The following is a 20,910-nucleotide window of genomic DNA, read 5'->3' as shown; positions in this document are numbered from 1 at the left end:
AAAACTTCACTTTTGTTTAAGCTTCATTGTAGATACGCCCCATTAATGGCATGCATCACAAAATACAAATACTCATTTATTATCAATGACTTGAAATGAAAAACAAATGAATCAGGAGTCCTTCGGTCCCTGACACGGCGAGATCTGTACAGATTCCGCTCACTTATGCCTTGTCTTGCACATTTTGCAAAATTTTCTCTTGCTGCGATGCGATGTGGATACTTAATTGACGTAAATAAACGAGCGAAACCTGTTCCGCTAAAAAAGAGCAACGACCAAGAATACAAAAGGAACATTTCGTGCGATTTTTTATCCATCACTCAGGCGTAGGATTTTTAATTTCCAGTAGTTTCCTTGCTAACATAGTTCCAGATCTTGCTGGATAACCAGACCGTATTTTAATCTTTGGTGTAAGAAGCGATGGTGAGAGTGTGTTGTGATTCGGTGCGTATTGCAGAGTGGCCATGAATTATGGGTAAATATCTGAAGGGTATTCCCCGAACACAATCGCTGTATTCGGGAAAATGCGTGATGGTTTAATCAAAACTGGAGGCGTCAGGCCATTGGTATATCCGAGCCTCATAAGGACGTAGGCATTGTTGCTCATCATAATGACAATAATTGCCCAATAACCGTTGCCCCTTATCCAAGGCCAACACATGCGGATCTATCTGCAAAGATTCGCGACTCAAATTGCACAACACCAATACCTGCCGCTCATCCAGGGTGCGGGTGTAAGCATATATTTGCGGGTGTGCCGCCAGGAGTAATTGGTATCGGCCGTAGACCCACACGGGATCCCGTTTACGCAGCCGAATTAACGCCCGGTAAAAGTTCAGCACTGAATCAGGTTCTTCTCGCTGACGCGCCACGTTGATTTGCGCGTAGTTGGCATTCACCCTAAACCAGGGTTCGGCACGGCTGAAACCGGCATTGGGACCGTCGTCCCATTGCATCGGCGTACGCGAATTATCGCGCCCACTGCGGCCCAGAAACGCCAGGATGTGTGCCTCGTCCATCCCTTGCTCGCGCAACATGGCAAAGCGGTTTCTGGCAGCAACATCGTTAAAATCAGCCAGGCCGTCGAAGCGGGTGTTGGTCATCCCCAGCTCCTGTCCCTGATAAATAAAGGGGGTTCCCTGCATTAAAAAATACATCGTGGCGATGGCGGTAGCACTTTCGCGCCAATACTGCTTATCGTCGCCCCATTTCGACACCACGCGGGGAATATCGTGATTTTCGACATACAGTGCATTCCATCCTTTCCCTTCCAGCAATGTCTGCCAGCGGGTAAAGATGCTTTTTAGCCCCATCACGTCCATGCCTGCATCCGGCGCCTGCTGATGCCGTGTTTCCCACAGCTTGACGTGCTCAAACTGGAAAATCATATTCAACCGGTGATGCTGTTCACCCACCCAATCTTCGCCCTGCTCTGCCGAAGCACCGTTCATTTCCCCCACGGTCATGATGTCATAACGGTTGAACACCTGTTCACACAGGTCATCGACATAATCGAGCAGGCCGTCATAATTCAGGTGACGTTCGAACGACGGCACGTAACGCAGGCCCAGCGGGTTGGGCATATCCGTCAGCCCCGGCTGCTTTTTCATATGGCAGATGGCGTCGATACGGAATCCATCAATGCCCTTATCCAGCCACCAACGCATCATGTCGTACAGCGCCGTACGCACCTCTGGGTTCTCCCAATTCAGGTCAGGTTGACGTTCAGAGAACAGGTGCAAAAAGTATTGTTCACTGCCAGGATCATACTTCCAGGCCGAACCGTTAAAAATGCTCTCCCAGTTGTTGGGTTCCGCCCCTTTTTTACCGTCGCGCCAGATATACCAGTCACGTTTGGCGCTCGATTGGGATGATCGTGACTCAATAAACCACGGGTGTTCGTCAGACGTGTGGTTCACCACCAAATCAAGTATCAACCGCATCCCCCGCGCATGCACCTCTGACAGCAGACGGTCAAAATCCTCCATGGTGCCAAATTCCGTCATTATGGCCTGATAATCACTGATATCGTAGCCATTGTCGTCGTTTGGCGAACGGTACATCGGACAGATCCAAATCACGTCTATGCCCAGCCACTGCAAATAATCCAGCTTGGCCGTAATGCCATTCAGATCGCCAATACCGTCCCCGTTGGAATCCATAAAGCTGCGCGGGTAGATTTGATAAACCACCGCCTGTTTCCACCACCGAACCTTTTGTCCGCCGCCCATATCCCGTTTCCTTTACTCAATTAATGCGTCTTTTCCGACGCCAGAATGCGCTGAAACGCCCGCCCCTGACGATCGAACAGATAACAACACTCCACCGGCAGGCGAACGCCCACGGTATCACCGGCCTCAATAGCCGAGCGTTCAGGGTTGCGCAACACCCAGGGTTCGCCGGCATTGCCGTTATCCAGATAGAGGTAGGTTTCATTGCCCATGTGTTCAACAAACATCACTTCGCCTTGAAACTCGCACTCTGCATGCTCCCCACCGCGAATATGTTCCGGACGAATACCGACGTTTACGCTCTGGCCTTCTGCCTCAGCGGGTGTAGCAATCGGCAGCACCAGCGCCTTGCCGTTATCCAGCTCGACCACGCTTTGGCTTTCACCGGCGCGCCGTAAAATCGCCGGGATCAGATTCATCTTTGGCGACCCGATAAACTGTGCGACAAACTCGTTGGCCGGCTGGTCATAAAGTTCCAGCGGCGTGCCCACCTGTTCAACATGGCCTTGGTTCAACACCACAATGCGGTCTGCCAGCGTCATGGCTTCCACCTGATCGTGGGTAACATAAATAATGGTCGACCCCAGCCGCTTATGCAGCGAAGCCACTTCCATGCGCATTTGTACCCGCAGCGATGCGTCCAGGTTGGAAAGCGGTTCATCGAACAAAAATAATTTGGGCTCGCGGACAATGGCGCGACCAATCGCAACCCGTTGCCGTTGCCCACCGGAAAGATCTTTCGGTCGGCGTTCCAACAAGGGTTCAAGTTGCAAAATACGGGCGCTGTCGCGCACGCGTCGGTCGATCTCTTCGGCCGAATGGCCCGCCAACTCCAGTGCAAACGCCATGTTTTTATAGACACTCATGTGCGGATAAAGCGCATAAGATTGAAATACCATGCCAATGCCGCGTTCTGCCGGCGTATCGTCGTTGACGTAGTGACCATCGATATACATGCCGCCGCTGCTGATCTCCTCCAGCCCAGCGATCATCCGCAACAAGGTGGATTTTCCGCAGCCGGAGGGGCCAACAATCACCACAAATTCCCCACTGTTGATGTGCAAATCCAATGACTTGATGACCTCTGCGTTAGCGCCATAGCGTTTTTGCAGTTTTTCCAGCGTGAGTTGCGCCATATTCCTCCCGTTCGCATCGCAGTTGGCATTAACGGGGCGCGAGTTCACGCCCCGTTATCCGGCTTATTTCAAATAATCGAGCCACGGGCTCTGGCGTGAGATCATCACATCGACCAGTTCAGGGATTGCCCGGCATTTGTCGTTGACCGAATCCACCAGCAGTGCCTGGATCACCAAATCGCGCGAGCCTTCAATCACTGCATCGGCGGTCAGATCGTGGATAGCAATCTGGTTACTGAGCAAGCCACCAATGCCTGCCGGCATATCCACTTTTATGCCATGCACCCCTTTGCGATCGATAATGGCCGGCACCTCGACGGCAATGAACGCCGGCAACTGTTTAATAAACCCCAGGTTGGGGATATTCACCGCCGACTCTTCATAGCCGGAATCCGTCAAGATCCCTTCCATGATCGGCACCACGCGTTCTTTCAGTTTCAATTCGATTTTCGGCTGCACATGGCCCAGGTAATTGCGATAGAAGGTGTAGAAATCGAGGATGCCGCGATGATCGCTGACCTCATTCGCCCAACGAATATACTCGCCAAAGTGGCTGTCGCCGGTGATTGGCAAGTGATGGAATTTCTCCAGAATCTCTTTAAACAGGGTGCGATCGGCCCAAGAATAGGCACTGTCTTTGCCACCCAGCGCCTCCCGCTCGGTGCTGCCTTCTGTCTGAACCCATGTTCCGTGAGTACGGGTGTAGTCCAGGATGTCGCTGTAGCCTGGCAAACGGGAAAAATAGTCCGGCGCCTTGGCTCGCACGTCGCCATAAGCATCTTGACCACTGTCTTTGTAGCTGGCCTCCAGCAAGACGCTAAAGTGATTGAGCCCGGCGGCACGCAGCGTGAGATTGTCGAATGACGTTCCGAGCATTTCCGGCAGATAGCGCTCAAGCGACGCAATTTCGTGACACATACCGACAAAATTGAGCTGCGGGAAGCGGCGATGCACGGTAGTACAAATGCGACTCATCGGATTTGAGTAGTTAAATACCCAGGCATTGGGGCAAATGTCGGCAACGTCAGCGCAAATGTCGAGGATCGGTGGAATAATCCGCAGCGAGTGGAACAAACCGCCAGGGCCGCCATTTTCACCATACACCTGCTGAATGCCATACTGCTGCGGAATTTGCCAGTCGAGATCCCACAGCGCAAAGCGATCGCCCACTTCGATGGAGATAATCACAAACTCTGCGCCCCGCAGCGCGGTTTTACGATCGGTCGTGGCGCTCACCGTAAAGGGCAGATCTTCAGCGGCCAAAAAGTCTCGGGCCGTTTTCTCGGTCACCGCCAGTGCGGCCGGGTTGATGTCGTGCAGCACAATCTCACTGCCGTACAGCGTTTTGCTCTGGAAGATATCCCCCAGCGTGCCGTAACCGAATTGTGCACTGCCTGCTCCCACTAAAACGATTTTTGTAGCCATTACTTTTCTCCTGCTTCAGGGTTAATCGAAAATCAGCCTTTTACTGCGCCGTTGGTTAATCCGCTGACGATTCGGCGCTGGAAAATCAGAACCAGTGCGATGATCGGCAGTGTGACGATGACCGAGGCCGCCATGATGGTGCCCCAGGGGAGTTCGAATTGAGAGGCGCCCTGCAACATGCCGATCGCCACAGGGACGGTGCGCTTGCCGCTGGAGATGACAAACGTCAGGGCAAACATGAATTCATTCCATGCGCCGATAAATGCCAGCAGTCCGGTGGTCACTAGCGACGGCCCCATAATGGGTGCAAAGATACGGGTGATGATGGTCCAGGTGCTTGCGCCGTCGACAATCGCCGCCTCTTCCAATTCTGCCGGGATCGCTTTCATAAAGGTGGTCAGTACCCAGACGGTAAAGGGCAATGAAAAGGTGGTATAGGACAACACCAACGCCCCGAGGGAGTCATACAGCCCCATAAAGCGCACCAACTCGAACATGCCGGACAGTACCGCCACCTGCGGGAACATTGAGACGCACAAAATGGTGAACAGCAGATATTTGCGACCGCGAAAACGAATGCGCGCCAGGGCAAACGCGGCGGTAATCGATACCAGCAGACAGATACCGACCGTCAGCGTTGCCACCACGATAGAGTTCAACAAGCTGCGAGCAATGCCGTTATCCATCAAGGCTGTCAGATAATTGCCCCAATTCAGGTGGCTCGGCAGATAGGCAACCTGGAACAGGTCCTGCCCCGGACGCAATGAGGTGATCAGCGCGTAGTAGAACGGAAACAGACAGATGATGCTGGCCAACGCGGCGCTGGCGAATATCAGTATCTTATGACCCTTTTGTTGCTGTTGGCGGCTCAGTTTCATGCCTGTTTCCCCTTGTCATTCAGGCGACTCAGCGTGAGGAAACACGCAGCGATGCCCGCAACCATCATGAATACCAACACGGAAGCTGCCGAGCCGGATCCCATTTCCTGATAGCTGACCATGCGATCGCGCGCATAGCCGGACACAGATACCGTAGCCTCGCTGTTGGAGGTCAGCACATAGATCAGATCAAACACCCGCAATGCGTCCATGACCCGGAAAATCAGCGCGACGATCATCGCCGGCATGATCAGCGGCAAGGTGATGCGGCGAAACCGCTGCCAGGCATTGGCACCATCGACCCGTGCCGCCTCGTATAAATCCCCCGGGATCAGTTGCAGCGCGGCCAGCAGCATCAAGGCCATGAAGGGTGTGGTTTTCCAGACATCGGCAATCACCACCGCCCACATCGACAACCCCGGCTCCGCCACCCAGGCCAATGGGGTCGAGATGATGCCGGTCTTGAGCAGCAGGTCATTGACCACACCGTACTGATCGTGAAACATCCAGCCCCACATTTTGGCGGACACGATGGTCGGAATGGCCCAGGGCACCAAAATCGCAGTGCGCACGAGCCCCTGACCGCGGAATTTCTGATGCATCAGCAACGCCAGCAACATGCCAAACACCAGCTCCAATGACACCGACAGCAGGCTAAACCGCAGAGTATTGCCTACGGCCAACCACCACAGTGGATCCGCCAGCACGCCGTAATGATGCCCGCCCTCGGTCAGGTCCAGATAATTGGCAAAACCGACAAACCGGTAGTCATCTGGCGCATCCAGCATGGCGTCGGTAAAGCTGTAAAACAGCGTGCGCAGCAGCGGCCAACCCGCGACGACTGCCAGCAACAGCATTGCCGGTGCCACCAAGAGCCAGGCGATGCGACTACGCCGTTGCTGATGATTCAACGTGCGGCGCCTGGCGGAACGTTCCGCCTTCGGTGCCGGCGCCGCCGTTAGGGATAAAGCGTGCGTCTCGCGTTTCATGCGTCTGACTCCAACGGTTAATGGGGATTGCACTGCCTTCAACGCCATCCTCTGGCTTTAATCCGTTCCAGTCGCTGTTGTAAATCCGCCACAGCAGTGACACCGTCACTATCTCCGCGCAATACGTTAAACGTGGCGTTGTAGATCGCTTTCGAAACCTGCGCGTACTGCCTTTTGGTTTGGGTTGCCGGGCGTGGCGTTGCCTGCGCGAAGATGCCTTTGAAATCGGCTAAATACGGTGCCTGCGCCAGGACCTGGGGATCGTCGTACAATGCCATCCGTGACGGTGCCAGGCCCATTAATGCCAGCGCCCGTTTTTGCGATTCGGCATCGCTGACAATTTTCAGCAGCGCGATCGCCGCCTGAGGGTTCTTGGTATAACCGTTGATTGCCCACTGCCAGCCGCCTAATGCGCTGACGGACTCACCTTCAGCGCCCTTCGGCAACGGCGTTACGCCGACCTTTCCACGTATTGCACTGCTGCTGTCCTGCGCCAATACGTAGGCGTAGGGCCAATTGCGCATAAATAACGCATCGCCGTTTTGAAACACCGCCCGCGACTCTTCTTCCATGTAACCGAGTGCGCCCTTTGGCGTAATTTTGCCTATCCATCCGGCGGCCATATTTAATGCCTGTGCGGCCTGTGGATTGTTGATGGTGATATTGCCCTGGGCATCAATAAAACTGCCGCCGTTTTGCGACGCCACCCACTCGAGTGCGTTGCACGTCAGCCCTTCGTAGGATTTCCCCTGGAACACGAGTCCCCAAAAATTCTTATGGCCGGCGGCACGCTCCCCCTGCTGAATACGCGTCGCGATGCGGGTCAAGTCGGCCCAGGTCGCCGGGGGCTGCTCGTCGTATTTTTCCAGCAAGTCCTTGCGGTAATAGAGTGCGCCACTGTCCAGATAGGCCGGTACCGCTTTAACCCGGCCATTAACCACATTGTTTTGCCAGGCGGCGGGGAAGAAATCCTGCTTGATGTCGCTCACGCTGTCGGTCAGATCCAGCAGATGTTTGTTCAGCACGCCTATCCACACGGTATCGGCCTGGAACAGATCGATGGCACTGGAATCTTTGGCGGCAAACAGCTGCTGAAATAACGACAGCTTTTCATCGGAGGCCGGGGGAAGATCGATAAATTCCAGGGTATGGCCGGTCTGAGCCTCAAAACGTTGCTTGATCTCATTGCAATACTGACGCCCTTCTTTGCTGGGCGCACACTGCATACGCAGCGTATCGGCCAGCGTTTGACCGGACATCAGCGCCAGTGTGGCGGCAACCATACTCGGTATCAGTCTTCTCATTGCGTCCTCTCTGGTGGCGGCTGGGAATACCGGCATATCCCCGTCATACTTGAAGCTGCATCTGTGTTGGCTGCACCCGCGCACTCCAGTCACGTAGTTAACTAAGCGCCTGGGGATTTACGCCCTTGCCGCGTTGATGCAACGCCAATTATTTTGGGTATAGCAGCAAAACTATCGAAGGCGGGTCATTGGCGGAAATCGTTTTTCATCGCTACGATATAGAAACTTTCTATATCACCAGTGGAAAATATGATCGTGGACAAAATTCTGCGGCAGTTTATCGAAGTGGCAATGTTCAAAAATGTGAGTCATGCAGCAAACAAACTTTGTTTGAGTCAGCCGACATTGACCCACAACATGAAGAAGCTGGAAGAGAACCTGGGAGTACAGCTGCTGGAGCGCACCTCAACGGGCGTGAAAACCACCGAATACGGTGACTTGCTGCTGGAGCAGGCGCAAATGATGCAGCGAATTTACGATAATACATTGATTAAAATGGCGTTTATCAAAGCACGCCAAGAGCAAAGCCTGCGCATGGGCACAGGCCATGCGTGGTGGTACATGTTCGTGCGTGACAGCTTCAATGCCTACCGTAAGTTACATCCGCTGGTGAATATTCATATTGATCTGGGCAACCATCTGCGTTTGATGGATCTGCTGTTGGGGGGCGATATTGACTTGTTCATCGGCCATGAAATTCAGGGATTGAACCCCAAGGCCGGCATCAGTTTTTTGCCGTTATTCAGCACCACCGACAGTATGTTTGTACGACGCGGGCACCCGCTGCTCGGTAAACCGGTAAGCCCGGATGCGTTGCTGGATTATCCCTGCGTTGAGCTGACGCCAGATGAAAGTCGCTATCATCATATCGTGGAGGATATGCAGCCGAAAAAGCTGGCACGTAACCGTCTGCACCTGGCGGAACGGGTGATTTGCTCAACCAACTCGATGATGTCGGCCGTAGATATGATCAATGATTCCGATGCAATTTTGTTAGCGTATCCCTCCTGTATGGCGGGCTACTTTGCCGATTATGGTATTGAGCCGCTGACGTTGATTCAACAGGGCCAACGCTGCACCGTCGGTATTTACCTGATGCGCGAAAAAGCGGATGCCCCCCATCTGATGCAAATGCAGGCGTTAATGCAGCAGCATCTGGAGCAGATCCGCCCTTTGTTGGTGTAATTACTTTTCGCCGCTCAATGCGACCAGTGCCTGATATAACGGCCGGGCATTCCCCGGTCCTACCACCAACTGATACTCGGTGGTCCGCTGTGGCGTTTCTACCTCCAGCAATGCTTTAACGCCTGGCAACTGCGTTATGCTTTGCCGCTCTAACCTTGTGCTATCACACAGTTCTGCCCTGACACGGCTGGCACAGTAACGCAGTTTGGTCAGGTTTTCTGCGCCGCCCAAGGCGGCAAGTACCGCTGTCGCCAACTGTTGTTTTTCCATGATGCCTCCTCAAAAAAATTGCCCTATGCCACCGCAGCATAGGGCCGCTGAGCGGCCGAAGTGAAATTGGTTTATTCCGGGGTGATATAGATAAGTTCTATAACGCATGATCGGACGCTCTCGGCGCCTTGCAGTGCATATACTTAAGAACGTGTTCAGATCGGAGGTAACTGAGATGAAGGCAATGATCCCCCTGTTTTTGATCCTGATGCTTTCTGGCTGTATCGGTAAAGGTGGCCCACAGGACGTGCCGCCACCGCCGGTGCATAATGATCCACAGACCTGCAATAATACCGGCGCCAGCGCCAACAGCGATTGCTCCCAATCTGTGGTGCCCGCTATGCATTAAGTGACCTCGGCCCACCTTTCACGGTGGGCCTTTGTGCCACCGGCAGATTACGACGACTGCTCTTCGTCGTTAGCCATATTTCTCGCCTGCTGCTTCATAAATACCACTTCCTGCGGGCTGGACATATTGACCCGTTGCGCGCGCAGCAGTTTGAGAATATTGAACAACAGCTCGCTTTTGGTGGCCCCAACCATGCGCGGACTTGCCACATACCCGGTCACACTGAGGATGATGCCATCCGGGCCGAGCTGGCTGAAGCGCACATAGGGCGCAGGTGCCTCGAGAATAGCGTCATACTCTTGGTAGGCACTCAACAAAATATTACGTACCTGTTCCGGATCGATGTCCGTTGGGAAGGTCAGCGCAATCGTCACTACCCCCTGTGCGTTCCCCATCGTCGCGTTACGGACGTTTTGTGAGATTAACTGGGAGTTAGGGACAATCATTGTCGAACGGTCACTGAGTTGAATCTCGGTAGCACGCACGTTAATACGGCGTACATCCCCTTCGACACCGCCAATACCGATCATATCGCCGACTTTCACTGGCCGTTCGGTCAGCAGGATCAAACCGGAAATAAAGTTCTTCACGATCTCCTGCAAACCAAAACCGATACCGACCGATAACGCACTCACGATCCACGCCAGATTGTTCCACTGAATACCCAACGCAGCCAGGGTGATCAAGATCAGTAACACATAACCAACGTTACTGAATAACGTGACCAATGAGGCACGAATACCGATATCTGAAATGGTTTTCGGCAGTAATTCCTGACTGAGCCAACGCTGCGTCACCCGCAGAATGTAAATGCCAATGGCCAGGCAAATAACCGCATTAATCAGGTTACCCGGCACAATATTCAGCCGCTGTAATCCTTCACCACTCAGGATGGCAATAATTTTTTCGAGCAACGAGTTCGGCGTGGTGGTACCAAAAGAACCGTTAAACAGCGAGACGATCATCAACAACAGCAAAGAACATTTGGCAATGGCGGTGAAGATGATGGCCATTTGTTCCAGATGACGGTCTTTAAAGTTAAAGGACTTTTTGAGCATCTTGCCACTGGCGGTCTGCGGCGAAAAGATTGCGCCACACAGATCGGTCGCGAACAGCAGCAGAAAATAAAACGCCATCAATACCAGAGCTATCCAGATCACCTGATAGGTCAGGAAACGGGCGAACGCGATATACCCCACCAACAACGAGAATAAGATCACTACTGAGCATACCAACGTGCCCATGTGCAGCAATCCGCTGATGGTTGAGCGTTTCTCTACATGCTCGCCCTGCTGTTCCAGCTTACGGCGGATACGCTGAGAACGTAGCGGCATCGCCAGCAATACCATGCCGATCAAGCCAGCGACCAAGCCATTGCCGAAAATGGTGGTGCTCAGGCTGGCGCTGACCACGTTATTGATCAGTTCCACGGTACCAAACGCCAGTGCCAACCCAGCCAATAGCGGCGAAAAATAACGCAGCCCGGAAGCAACGGCATCATCCATCGAGGCCAGGCGCCATGATGGCCGATTGAGCGACAGTGTCGCACGTCCCAGCCCGGCAATCAGCGCACAGAAGATCCCCAACCGGTTAAAGCCTTCGGCGAAGTCCTCCAGCATTACCGGCAGTGGTTGCACGCGGGTAAAGGAGATATACAGCAAATTTAACGCAATACTGGTGGTGATCACGGTGACGGTGACGGTCATCAGCGCCATAAAGCTGCGGCGCAAGCGCCCGTCCGGCAGAAAACGAATACTTGCCCAAGCCAGAAAACGCTCGGAGAAGTAACGCCCCCACGACCAGATAACCACGGCCAGTACCAGCAAACCGAGAGTGCCGTAACGCGAGTCCTCTTGCCAACTGGCGTCCCAGACCTGTTTCATTGCAGCATTGAATTCATCCAATCGCTGCATGTCACTGTCGGAAGGTTGCACCACCGGCGACCAAAACTTGGCGCCCAGCACGCTGCCGGTGTTCAACGCCAACTGGGTTTTGAACGCCACACGACGCAGATCGCTGATTTGTTGCCCAAGGTCGAGCACGCTGGCTTTCATGGCCTGCGCCCGTTTTACCGCATCGTCGAGTTGCTTTTTGCTGTTGTTCAAACCATTACGCTGCTGCACCACGGCTGCGGTTTCTGCCATCGCCCCGGCGGCCGGCGGTGGGCCTAATACATCGAGTTGCGCCTGCAATTTTTCCTGCGCCGGTTGCAGTTCGGTCGCGAGCTTGTCCAGCCCAGCGGCCAGATCGTCGGTGACCAGCTTCAGCTTGCTGAGTTGGTTATCATTATCCGCCTTGGAAACCTGCTGTTTAATGCTATCCAACTGTTTCTGGTAGTTCTTTAGCGCGGTAGCAGGATCCAGCTGGACTTCGGCGGCAGGGGTATCATCCTGTGCAGCGACGCTGGTCAGCGGTGCCAACTGCAAGCCAAACAGCAGGAACAGGAAAAGAAGAATTTGACGGGGCTTTAACATAAATTCATTGCTCGGCATTTGCATGATAGACAGACGACGCAGGCGGGTCGATATACACCGACCCGCCTGGCTAATCATAAACTGTAGTTATGATAACTGCTTAATCTCCGCTTAAATATCAGTATTACTCCCATTCAGCACGATTATTGATGCCGCCCTATCACTCGGCTTGCAACCGGTTGAATTACGGTAAACTTTCCCCTGACGTAACCGATCAGTAGCGTGACTCACAGTGGCATAACCGACCAAAGCGTTTTATACTCAGCGCACCCATTTACCAACATTATAAAAAGGAGGATTACTATGCCGATGTGTGAATTGTTTTTTTACTCACACTTCTATAGTAATTGCCGCTGCTCAAGCATTACCGGTATCGTGCTGCGATAACCCAGGCTTGAGCGAAGCTTACTAAAATTTGAGTCCCTTCCCTCCGGCTTACCGGGTTATCGTCAGCGATGTTTGACGATAGGCATTTGCATGCCTGTAACTCTTGAGTAAGCAATGAGCACATTATTATCTGCACAATCTGTCGGTTTCGACAACGCGTTCGGCCCTCTGTTGGTTGAGGTTTCCTTCAGCCTGAAAAAAGGCGACCGCATTGGTTTAATCGGCCATAACGGCTGCGGCAAAAGTACCCTGTTGAAAATCCTTAGCGGTGATCTCTCTGCCAGTACCGGCAGCGTGACGCCTGCCCATCAGTGCCTGATGGCACGGGTAGAACAACACCTGCCTGATGAACTGCACGGCTGCACCCTGCTCGAGGCAGTACTGGCGCGATTGCCAGAAAATCAGCGCGTCAGCGAAAGTTGGCAGGGAGAAGTCCTGCTCACCAGCCTGGGTTTTGCGCCACCGTCATGGACGCTAACCGCCGGCACCTTGAGCGGTGGGCAGCATACTCGTCTGCTGCTGGCACGTGCGTTAATCCGCCAACCGGATCTGCTCCTGCTGGATGAACCCAGTAACCATCTGGATCTTCCCACCTTATTGTGGTTAGAGCGTTTTTTGCAAAACTGGTCTGGCAGTTTTGTTCTGGTATCTCACGATCGCTACCTGTTGGATCAGGTCACCAACTGCACCTGGATCTTGCGTGACAAAACACTGCAATTCTTCCGCTTGCCATGTACTGCAGCACGCAAGGCGTTAGAGGAACAGGATGCCGCAGATGCGCATCGCCGTCAGGCGGAACAGAAAGAGATCGACCGGGTCGCCAAAAGCGCCCATAGGTTGGCCGTTTGGGGCAAGGTTTACGATAATGAAGACCTGGCTCGCAAGGCTAAACAAATGGAAAAACGCGTTGATCGGATGAAAGAAGAGCAAACCACGTTGACGGCGGGCAGCCAATGGCGGCTTAAGCTTAACGGTGAGGCGCTGGATGCCGATCGCCTGCTGGCTTTGCCGCAGTTGGACGTCCGTCCGGCCGCTGATGCGCCGGTGCTGTTTCACCTGGCGCAGCTGCGGGTCAAAAGCGGTGACCGTATTGCCATCGTCGGGCGTAACGGCTGCGGCAAGTCTTCACTGCTGCAGCACCTGTGGCGGGAATACCAAGGCGCGGCCAGCCAGGACGCGGTTTTCCATCCTCGGGTACGCATCGGCTATTACGATCAAAGCCTGCAACAGCTGCGCGATGACGACACGCTGAGCGAAGCATTGACGCATTTCGCGCCGCTAACCGAAGAACAGCGGAAAATGGCCCTGATTGGTGCCGGCTTCCCTTATCTGCGCCATCAGCAACGTATCAGCACGCTGAGCGGCGGTGAGCGATCGCGCCTGCTGTTTGTCGGGCTGACACTGGCTAACCATTCTTTATTGTTGCTCGACGAACCGACCAACCATTTGGATATGGAAGGTAAGGAAGAGCTGGCCGATACCCTGCGCCAATTTGAAGGCGCTGTGATGCTGGTCACTCACGACCGGATGTTGATCGAAAACAGCTGTAACCGTTTCTGGCTGATTGATAACCAGCAGTTGGAAGAATGGCACGATCTGGAGCCGGTCTACGCACGAATGGCCGAAGAACGTGACGCTCAGCCAATGGCAGCGCCAGACCGGGTTCTCACCGCCAGTGAGTTACGCCATGATGACGAAGAAATGCTTCTTGCGACGTTGTTTGAAGTGGAAAACAAACTGCAGGAGGATCTGGCGCGTAAGCCAAAGCATCAAAAAACGCACTTGCAGCAACAGTGGCGCGAGGAAATCGCCATCCTCACCGCCCGGTTGAATCTGGACTAACCTTCACAGGCCGCCTATCGGCGGCCTTTTTCTTTTCGGTGGTGATATGAATCTTAATCTCCGGCTGGCAACCCGTGAGGAACGGCCACTGCTGGCGGCCATGCTGCACGACTACCTGCGAGAGTTGGGCGCCGATGTGGACTACCCGCATTTGTCACATTATTGGCGCGAAAGCGGCCGGTATCCGTATTTGATTTTAAATCAGTCGCAGCCAGTGGGGTTTGCGTTGGTCCGCACGCTGGATCCCACCCCAACAATGGAAATGGCAGAGTTCTACATCACCAAACCCTGCCGCAAATACGGTATGGGTAAAACGGTTGTGCAAACCTTGTTCAGGTTACATCCGGGTCACTGGCAGCTGTCAGTGCTGGCAGATAACCCCGGTGGCCTTGCATTTTGGCTGTCGGTGGTCCCCCCGACAGCCTACCGCGCGTGGATTGATCAACCGGGTAATCGGCCTCATTGGCGGCTGACATTCTCGGTATGTATGACGCCCTGATAACCCCAGGCACGCAAGAATAGATCAATCGTGGTCGTCGCCAATACGTGCAAATGCGCTTTATCCGGTATGTCATCAGTCAGCAACGCCGCAGGTAATGGGTACCCCATCACCGCTCCCAAAAACGCTTTGGCCTGAAGTTCAACGTTTTTAACTTCTATGGCTCCTCGCTGTTGAGCCTGTTGTAATAACGTGACCAATCCTTGCAGTACGCGCCCAGAATCGCGTTGCTGCAACGTCGCGTATAATTCCGGCCGCTGTTGTAACAGTTGGATCAACAACCGATGAAAGTGGATGTTTTTGGTTTGGAAAAAGTGATCCTGTACCACCGTCGCAAAACGCATCAGGACCAAGTGAAGATCTTGCGTATCGCCTGCCAGAATTGCATTGATTGGAGGATGCATCATGTCCTTCATGTAATTGAAGGTCTCCAGCACCAGTGCATCTTTTCCGGGGAAATGGTTATACAACGTTTGCCGCGTGGTACCGGCCTCGGTGGCGATCACATCCAACGAAATATCCAACCCCTGTGTCAGAAACAACTCGCTGGCAGCGGCTAATATTCGCGGTTTAGCCTTCATCGGGCGCCCTGGTTGGCGGTTGTTCATGGTGAATTTACTCCTGCCCCGCAGATATCGTTACGAAAGGATTATTTTTTACTTTTTAGGCGTGCCAGCCCTTGTTTCACCAGCACAAAAAACAACGGCACGAATAACAACGCCAACAGTGTGCCAGAAATCATGCCACCGATCACCGCAATGCCTATTTCACGACGGCTTGACGCTCCGGCACCGACCGACAAGGCCAACGGAATGACCCCTGCGACAAACGCCAGTGACGTCATAACGATAGGACGTAATCGCAGACGCGCGCCTTCAAGTGTCGCTGCCAGCAGTGTTTGCCCCGATTTCATCTGCGCTTCCGCAAACTCAATAATCAGAATCGCATTCTTTGCCGACAATCCGATAGTGGTCAACATGCCCACCTGAAAATAGATGTCATTTTCATAGCCTGCCAGCCGTGTGGCGAGCACAGCACCGACAATACCCAAGGGGATAATCAACATCACAGCAATTGGAATTGACCAGCTTTCATACAGCGCTGCCAGACACAGGAAGATAAACAGTACAGACGCCAGGTAAATCCACAGCGTTTGGCCCGCAGCCACCTGTTCTTGGTAGGATAAACCACTCCACTCCAGTCCAAACCCCGTTACACTGGCAATAATACCCTGCATCTGAGCCATGGCCGTGCCCGAGCTTTCGCCTAATACAGAGGAACCCTGGAGTTGAGTCGCTGATAGCCCATTGAAGCGTTGTAGCATTTGCGGACCGGAGAGCCAGCGCGTGTTAGCAAAACTGGCAAATGACGCCATGCTGCCGCTGCTACCGCGCACAAACCACTGATTAATGTCATCAGGTGCAGAACGAGAACTGGCCTGACCTTGCATATAGACGCGCTTCACCCGCCCACGATCGATAAAATCATTGATATAGGCGCCGCCCCAGGCTGCAGACAAAGTGTTGTTTATATCCGCCTGCTGCAACCCCTGTGCGCTCGCCTTTTGCTGATCGACATCTACCTGGAGCTGTGCTTTATCTTCCAGACCATTCACCCGCACCGCGGTCAATAAGGGATTATCACTGGCAGCGGTAATTACCTGCTGCTGCGCCAATTGCAGTTCATCATGGCCAGCATTGCTTTGATCTTGTAGCCATAACTCAAAGCCACTGGATTGCCCCAGACCGCGTACCGCTGGCGGAGACAGAACATTGACCTGTACATCCCGGGCGCCTTTAAAATGCTGGTTGGCTCGCGCAATGATCGCTTGGGCGGTGTTCTCGCTGCCATTACGCAAATCCCAATTTTTTAATTCCGCAAACGCCATGCCGACATTCTGGCCACTCCCAGCGTTGTTACGCCCGACCACCATAAAAATAACGTTCAGGTTGTCTTTTTCTTCGGTCATAAAATAGTCGGCAATGCTATCTGCAGCTTGCTGTGTTCGCGCCATTGGCGTACCGGGCGGTAACGTAAATTGTATCATGACAGAGCCCTGATCCTCGACCGGCAGGAATCCCGTGGGCATGCGGAAGTACTGCCATATCATCACACCGGTAATCAGTAACGCCACCAGGCTGTAAAGCCCTTTATGTGCCAAAATATGCGTCAACCCACGACCATACCCCTGTTGGCTACGATCGACGACACGGTTAAAACGCGTGAAAAACCAACCGCGCTTGTCATGGGAGGCTGGACGCAGTAAACCGGCGCACAAGGCGGGCGTTAGCGTCAACGCGACCAACACGGATAACACCATGGAGGAAACGATGGTAATCGAAAACTGGCGGTAAATAATCCCGGTGGAGCCACCCAAAAACGCCATAGGAATAAACACCGCAGACAGGACCAGTGCAATGCCGATCAACGCACTGTTGATCTCACCCATCGAACGCAGCGTCGCCTGCTGCGGAGGTAATGCGTCCTCTTCCATCACCCGCTCTACGTTTTCGACAACCACGATTGCATCATCAACCAACAAGCCGATCGCCAACACCATGGCAAACAATGTCAGGGTATTAATGCTGTAACCTAGCAGCGCCAGAATGCCGAATGTCCCTAGCAAGACGACTGGCACGGTGATCGCCGGAATCAACGTGGCGCGCCAGTTCTGTAAAAACAGGTACATCACGACCACAACCAAGATGATGGCCTCGATCAACGTCTGCACCACACCTTCGATCGAAACAGTGACAAAAGGTGTACTGTCGCGCGGATAAGCGACTTTCAGTCCGGCAGGAAACTGCGGAGTCATGCGTTCAACGTCGGCACGCACGCTTTCCGCCACGGTCAGCGCGTTAGCACCCGATGCCAACTGAATGGAAATACCGGCGGCCGGATAGCCGTTTAAGCGGGTTTGGTTCTGATAATTCTCTGCGCCTATTTCAACCCGTGCAACGTCCCGCAGATAAACCGCCGAACCGTCTGTGTTGGTACGCAAAATAATGTTGCTGAACTGTTCTGGCGTTTGCAGCCTGGATTGTGCCGTAACGGTGGCGTTCATTGCCTGGCCAGGGAGTGTTGGGAGCGACCCCAGCTCACCGCTAGTGACCTGAGCATTCTGCGCCTCTACGGCTGTTTGAACGTCTGAGGGCATCAGTCCGTAACTGCTTAACCGGAGCGGATCCAACCAAATGCGCATGGCATATTGCGCACCGAACACCGTCGTCTCACCCACTCCATCCACCCGACTCAGCGGATCCTGCAATGCACTGACAAGATAGTCATTGATATCGACGTTATCCATTTGCCCACCGGTATCGTACAACGCCACCACCATCAAACTGTCGCCTTGTGACTTGGTAACGGTGATCCCCTGCTGTTGCACTTCCTGAGGTAAACGTGAATTAGCCTGGTTCACCGCATTTTGTACCTGAACCTGCGCTATATCCGGATTGGTTTGCTGATCAAAACTCAGGCTGATGCGTGCCTGTCCGGCGGAACTGCTGGTTGAGGAAAAATAGAGCAGCCCATCAATCCCCTTGATTTGCTGCTCTATCACCTGAGTCACACTGTCTTCCACCGTTTTAGCAGACGCCCCGGGATAGTTGGCCGTCACGGTAACACCTGGTGGGGCGATATCCGGGTATTGTTCCACCGGCAGCGTCAGCAATGCCAGAATGCCCGCAGCCATAATGCAAATAGCCAGAACGGCGGCAAATACAGGCCGAAAAACAAAGAAATGCGCCAGCATGGCTTAATCTCCTCTCAGGATTAAACGGATAAACGGCATTTGGTGCTGTTTCGGGAGGCAACGCGGTATGGATAACTGAGAAGGGATCTTCATCACACGCACCACCGTTTCATTCAATTTATTTACTTTACTGTAAAGTAAATAAATTGAATGAACAATAGACCCAACAATATAATCGGCGGTAAAACGTTCTACTTTACAGAAGAGATCTTCGTGACAATGTCACTTAAGCAAATGATGCAGGCTGCTGCCGAGCACTCACCGGGCAGCAGCCAATGGCGTATATACGCCAGGGGAACGCGGCCTCAAATACCGGGTTTAGGCTTAATGGGTTCCACGTGCCCTACTGCCCGAGAAATCGTCGGATAGCGTGCGCGCAGTTGGCGCTCGATGCTGTCTACCGCTGCATGAGCTGACACAATGGAGGCCGCCGGGGATACCCGACAATGGAAATTGACGATGATACCGCCGGTGGTTTTACGGGCGCGAATATTATGCACGTCCTGCACCATGTCTCCACCCTCCACTACCGTTTGCAGTATCTGACGAATATCGGCCAGTTCATCCGGTGCCACGTCCTCGCTGGCAATCCAGTGATGGGTTTGGGGCTCCAGGTGCGTTTCAATCTCTGTCTCTTCACCAATCGCCTGTCGTAGCAGCGTTTCGATTTCGCTGGCGATGTCGTGTGCCTGCGCCACACTGGCGCTGGCCGGGACCGCCAGATCCATGCTGATCGACATCCGTTCGGGCAGTTGTTGTAGCGCCAGATTTTGCACCACGGCACCGTGGTTGGCAGCAATCACCCGGATGCGGGTCGCCATGTCTTCGTCACTGCGGGTTTGTGGGTTGGCAATCACCGTGGCTTCGGCATGTGCGTACTGCTGTTCCAGGCGTTCTGCAATAGACTGTTTTAACGCGTTAATGCGCTCTAACGGCAAAGTACGACAGACGGCGACAGTGACTTCAATGAACAAGCTGGCCCCTGCGTTACGAATACGAATACTCTCGGTTGCCAATATCGCTGGGAAGGTGTCGAGCAATGCGCTGATTTCTTCCTTGGCTCCGGCGGGTGCCGTGTCCATTAACGAATCGAAAGAGCGTTTTCCCAGTTTCAGCGCCGCGACCACAATAAAACAGGCGACGATCAAGGCTGCAATGGCATCTGCACGGTTGAAACCCAACAGAACAAAAACCATCCCCAACAGCACAACGGCGGAAGCCAGCATATCGGAGAAAAAATGCAGCGCATCGGCTTCCAATGCCGCACTGTCAGTGGCTTTTGCCACACGGTTCAATGCTTTAACACGGAAAAAATCGACCAGGATAGAGATCAACAGCACGGCGATCACCACGGGCGCTGCGACGATTTCATGGGCGTCGCCCAGCAGGCTTTTGCCCGCTTCATAAACAATCCAGCCTGCCGCCCCCAGTAGCAGCAGCACTTCAAACAGTGCCGCCAGGTTTTCGACCTTGCCGTGGCCAAAATGGTGATCATCGTCGGCAGGTTTATCGCTGATACGTACCGCCAGCCAGGTAATGCTGGTGGCAACAAAATCGGTGAGAGAGTGGATCCCTTCTGAAATAAGGCCAATACTCCCGGTAAAAATACCGGCAGTAAATTTACCGACGGCCAATAGCCCGCTCGCTATCATGGAGTTTCTGGCAACGGATTGCTTTTCATTTTGCATATTACGACTCACATTCAAATGGGTAATTCATTTTTTTATTTTAGTAGACCATTGCCAGACAAAAGCAACCAGCAGCATAGTACCCGAGAATGTCAGCATTAAACTAGAAAGGAATTCTGATTTTCCGGTTGAATAAAAATAAATCTCATTCACACCAACAGAGATCATCAAAATGGCATAAAGTAAGCCAAGAATAGAAATAATCATTATCGTTATACTCCATAAAGCCGCATCCTGCGGTCAGCATTTAAGCGCATCCTCCCCGTCGTAAATAAAGCACGTCGAGGAGGATGCATCCAGGCGGATCTTTAGCGTTCATTAATCATCCCATTTAGTGCTCATATAGGCAGCTAGCAAGCCCAGCGAGCTGATAACACTCAGGAATCCTACAAAGATTGTCATGTTTCCCATTATTTCGTCCTCGGTTAGTTATTATCGATAAATGCCTCTTTAATTAAAAAGCGGATGGGGTCATTGCTCATGGATATTTACGCGCCTC

General features: G+C 53.1%; 17 protein-coding genes. 4 read left to right on the top strand and 13 right to left on the bottom strand.

All coding sequences use genetic code 11. From position 1 onward, the window contains the following. Positions 1-536 precede the first annotated feature (536 nt). From ACI2J2_RS05220 to ACI2J2_RS05195, 6 genes are all read right to left on the bottom strand, one after another. A complete protein-coding gene (locus ACI2J2_RS05220; protein WP_404759579.1) occupies positions 537-2,231 on the bottom strand; it encodes an alpha-glucosidase in 1,695 nt (564 codons plus the stop codon). 20 nt (positions 2,232-2,251) lie between these two features. Continuing rightward, on the bottom strand, positions 2,252-3,367 hold the full coding sequence (locus ACI2J2_RS05215; RefSeq protein WP_209633552.1) for an ABC transporter ATP-binding protein: 1,116 nt from the start codon (positions 3,365-3,367) through the stop codon (positions 2,252-2,254). Between the two features lie 63 nt (positions 3,368-3,430). Then, complete coding sequence (locus tag ACI2J2_RS05210) at positions 3,431-4,792, bottom strand: alpha-glucosidase (RefSeq protein ID WP_209633554.1); 1,362 nt, start codon at positions 4,790-4,792, stop codon at positions 3,431-3,433. 32 nt (positions 4,793-4,824) lie between these two features. Then, the gene (locus ACI2J2_RS05205) at positions 4,825-5,670 is read right to left on the bottom strand and encodes a carbohydrate ABC transporter permease (RefSeq protein WP_404759578.1); all 846 of its coding nucleotides are present in this window, start codon (positions 5,668-5,670) and stop codon (positions 4,825-4,827) included. Further along, the gene (locus ACI2J2_RS05200; protein ID WP_209633558.1) at positions 5,667-6,659 is read right to left on the bottom strand and encodes a carbohydrate ABC transporter permease; all 993 of its coding nucleotides are present in this window, start codon (positions 6,657-6,659) and stop codon (positions 5,667-5,669) included. Before ACI2J2_RS05200 ends, ACI2J2_RS05205 begins: the two co-directional genes overlap by 4 nt. A gap of 38 nt (positions 6,660-6,697) precedes the next feature. Continuing rightward, complete coding sequence (locus ACI2J2_RS05195; protein WP_404759577.1) at positions 6,698-7,963, bottom strand: ABC transporter substrate-binding protein; 1,266 nt, start codon at positions 7,961-7,963, stop codon at positions 6,698-6,700. A gap of 249 nt (positions 7,964-8,212) precedes the next feature. On the opposite strand from ACI2J2_RS05195, the gene ACI2J2_RS05190 reads away from it, so the two are divergent. Then, positions 8,213-9,148, top strand: a complete 936-nt coding sequence (locus ACI2J2_RS05190) for a LysR family transcriptional regulator (protein ID WP_209633562.1) — start codon at positions 8,213-8,215, stop codon at positions 9,146-9,148. Here ACI2J2_RS05190 and ACI2J2_RS05185 read toward each other — a convergent pair whose 3' ends face one another. Then, complete coding sequence (locus ACI2J2_RS05185) at positions 9,149-9,418, bottom strand: PTS transporter subunit EIIB (protein WP_209633564.1); 270 nt, start codon at positions 9,416-9,418, stop codon at positions 9,149-9,151. Positions 9,419-9,593: 175 nt separating this feature from the next. On the opposite strand from ACI2J2_RS05185, the gene ACI2J2_RS05180 reads away from it, so the two are divergent. Next, positions 9,594-9,767 carry a hypothetical protein gene (locus ACI2J2_RS05180; RefSeq protein ID WP_209633565.1) on the top strand — a complete coding sequence of 58 codons (174 nt, stop codon included), beginning with the start codon at positions 9,594-9,596 and terminating at the stop codon, positions 9,765-9,767. Positions 9,768-9,814: 47 nt separating this feature from the next. On the opposite strand, the gene ACI2J2_RS05175 is transcribed toward ACI2J2_RS05180, so the two are convergent. Then, positions 9,815-12,241: a DUF3772 domain-containing protein gene (locus ACI2J2_RS05175; RefSeq protein ID WP_404759576.1), complete on the bottom strand. Its 2,427-nt coding sequence runs from the start codon at positions 12,239-12,241 to the stop codon at positions 9,815-9,817. Positions 12,242-12,742: 501 nt separating this feature from the next. On the opposite strand from ACI2J2_RS05175, the gene ACI2J2_RS05170 reads away from it, so the two are divergent. Together ACI2J2_RS05170 and ACI2J2_RS05165 are read left to right on the top strand one after the other, a co-directional pair. Continuing rightward, positions 12,743-14,470, top strand: coding sequence for an ABC-F family ATP-binding cassette domain-containing protein (locus tag ACI2J2_RS05170; RefSeq protein WP_404759575.1), 1,728 nt, complete (start codon positions 12,743-12,745; stop codon positions 14,468-14,470). Between the two features lie 46 nt (positions 14,471-14,516). Next, positions 14,517-14,969 carry a GNAT family N-acetyltransferase gene (locus ACI2J2_RS05165; RefSeq protein ID WP_404759574.1) on the top strand — a complete coding sequence of 151 codons (453 nt, stop codon included), beginning with the start codon at positions 14,517-14,519 and terminating at the stop codon, positions 14,967-14,969. On the opposite strand, the gene ACI2J2_RS05160 is transcribed toward ACI2J2_RS05165, so the two are convergent. The 5 genes from ACI2J2_RS05160 to mgtS all read right to left on the bottom strand — a co-directional run bounded on the left by ACI2J2_RS05160 (position 14,930) and on the right by mgtS (position 20,813). Continuing rightward, complete coding sequence (locus tag ACI2J2_RS05160; RefSeq protein WP_404759573.1) at positions 14,930-15,577, bottom strand: TetR/AcrR family transcriptional regulator; 648 nt, start codon at positions 15,575-15,577, stop codon at positions 14,930-14,932. The two genes, ACI2J2_RS05165 and ACI2J2_RS05160, sit on opposite strands and share 40 nt — an antisense overlap. Positions 15,578-15,618: 41 nt before the next feature. After that, complete coding sequence (locus ACI2J2_RS05155; protein ID WP_404759572.1) at positions 15,619-18,723, bottom strand: efflux RND transporter permease subunit; 3,105 nt, start codon at positions 18,721-18,723, stop codon at positions 15,619-15,621. 305 nt (positions 18,724-19,028) lie between these two features. Next, a complete protein-coding gene (locus ACI2J2_RS05150; protein WP_404759571.1) occupies positions 19,029-20,411 on the bottom strand; it encodes a cation diffusion facilitator family transporter in 1,383 nt (460 codons plus the stop codon). Positions 20,412-20,438: 27 nt separating this feature from the next. Then, positions 20,439-20,618, bottom strand: coding sequence for a hypothetical protein (locus ACI2J2_RS05145; protein WP_037415475.1), 180 nt, complete (start codon positions 20,616-20,618; stop codon positions 20,439-20,441). Between the two features lie 111 nt (positions 20,619-20,729). Continuing rightward, complete coding sequence (gene mgtS, locus ACI2J2_RS05140; protein WP_390899961.1) at positions 20,730-20,813, bottom strand: protein MgtS; 84 nt, start codon at positions 20,811-20,813, stop codon at positions 20,730-20,732. Positions 20,814-20,910 lie beyond the last annotated feature (97 nt).

Source organism: Serratia sp. NPDC087055 (genome assembly GCF_044900985.1).
Taxonomy (GTDB): Bacteria; Pseudomonadota; Gammaproteobacteria; order Enterobacterales; family Enterobacteriaceae; genus Serratia.
Note: the sequence above shows the minus strand (reverse complement) of the source record. Positions and strands in the feature narration are given on the sequence as shown.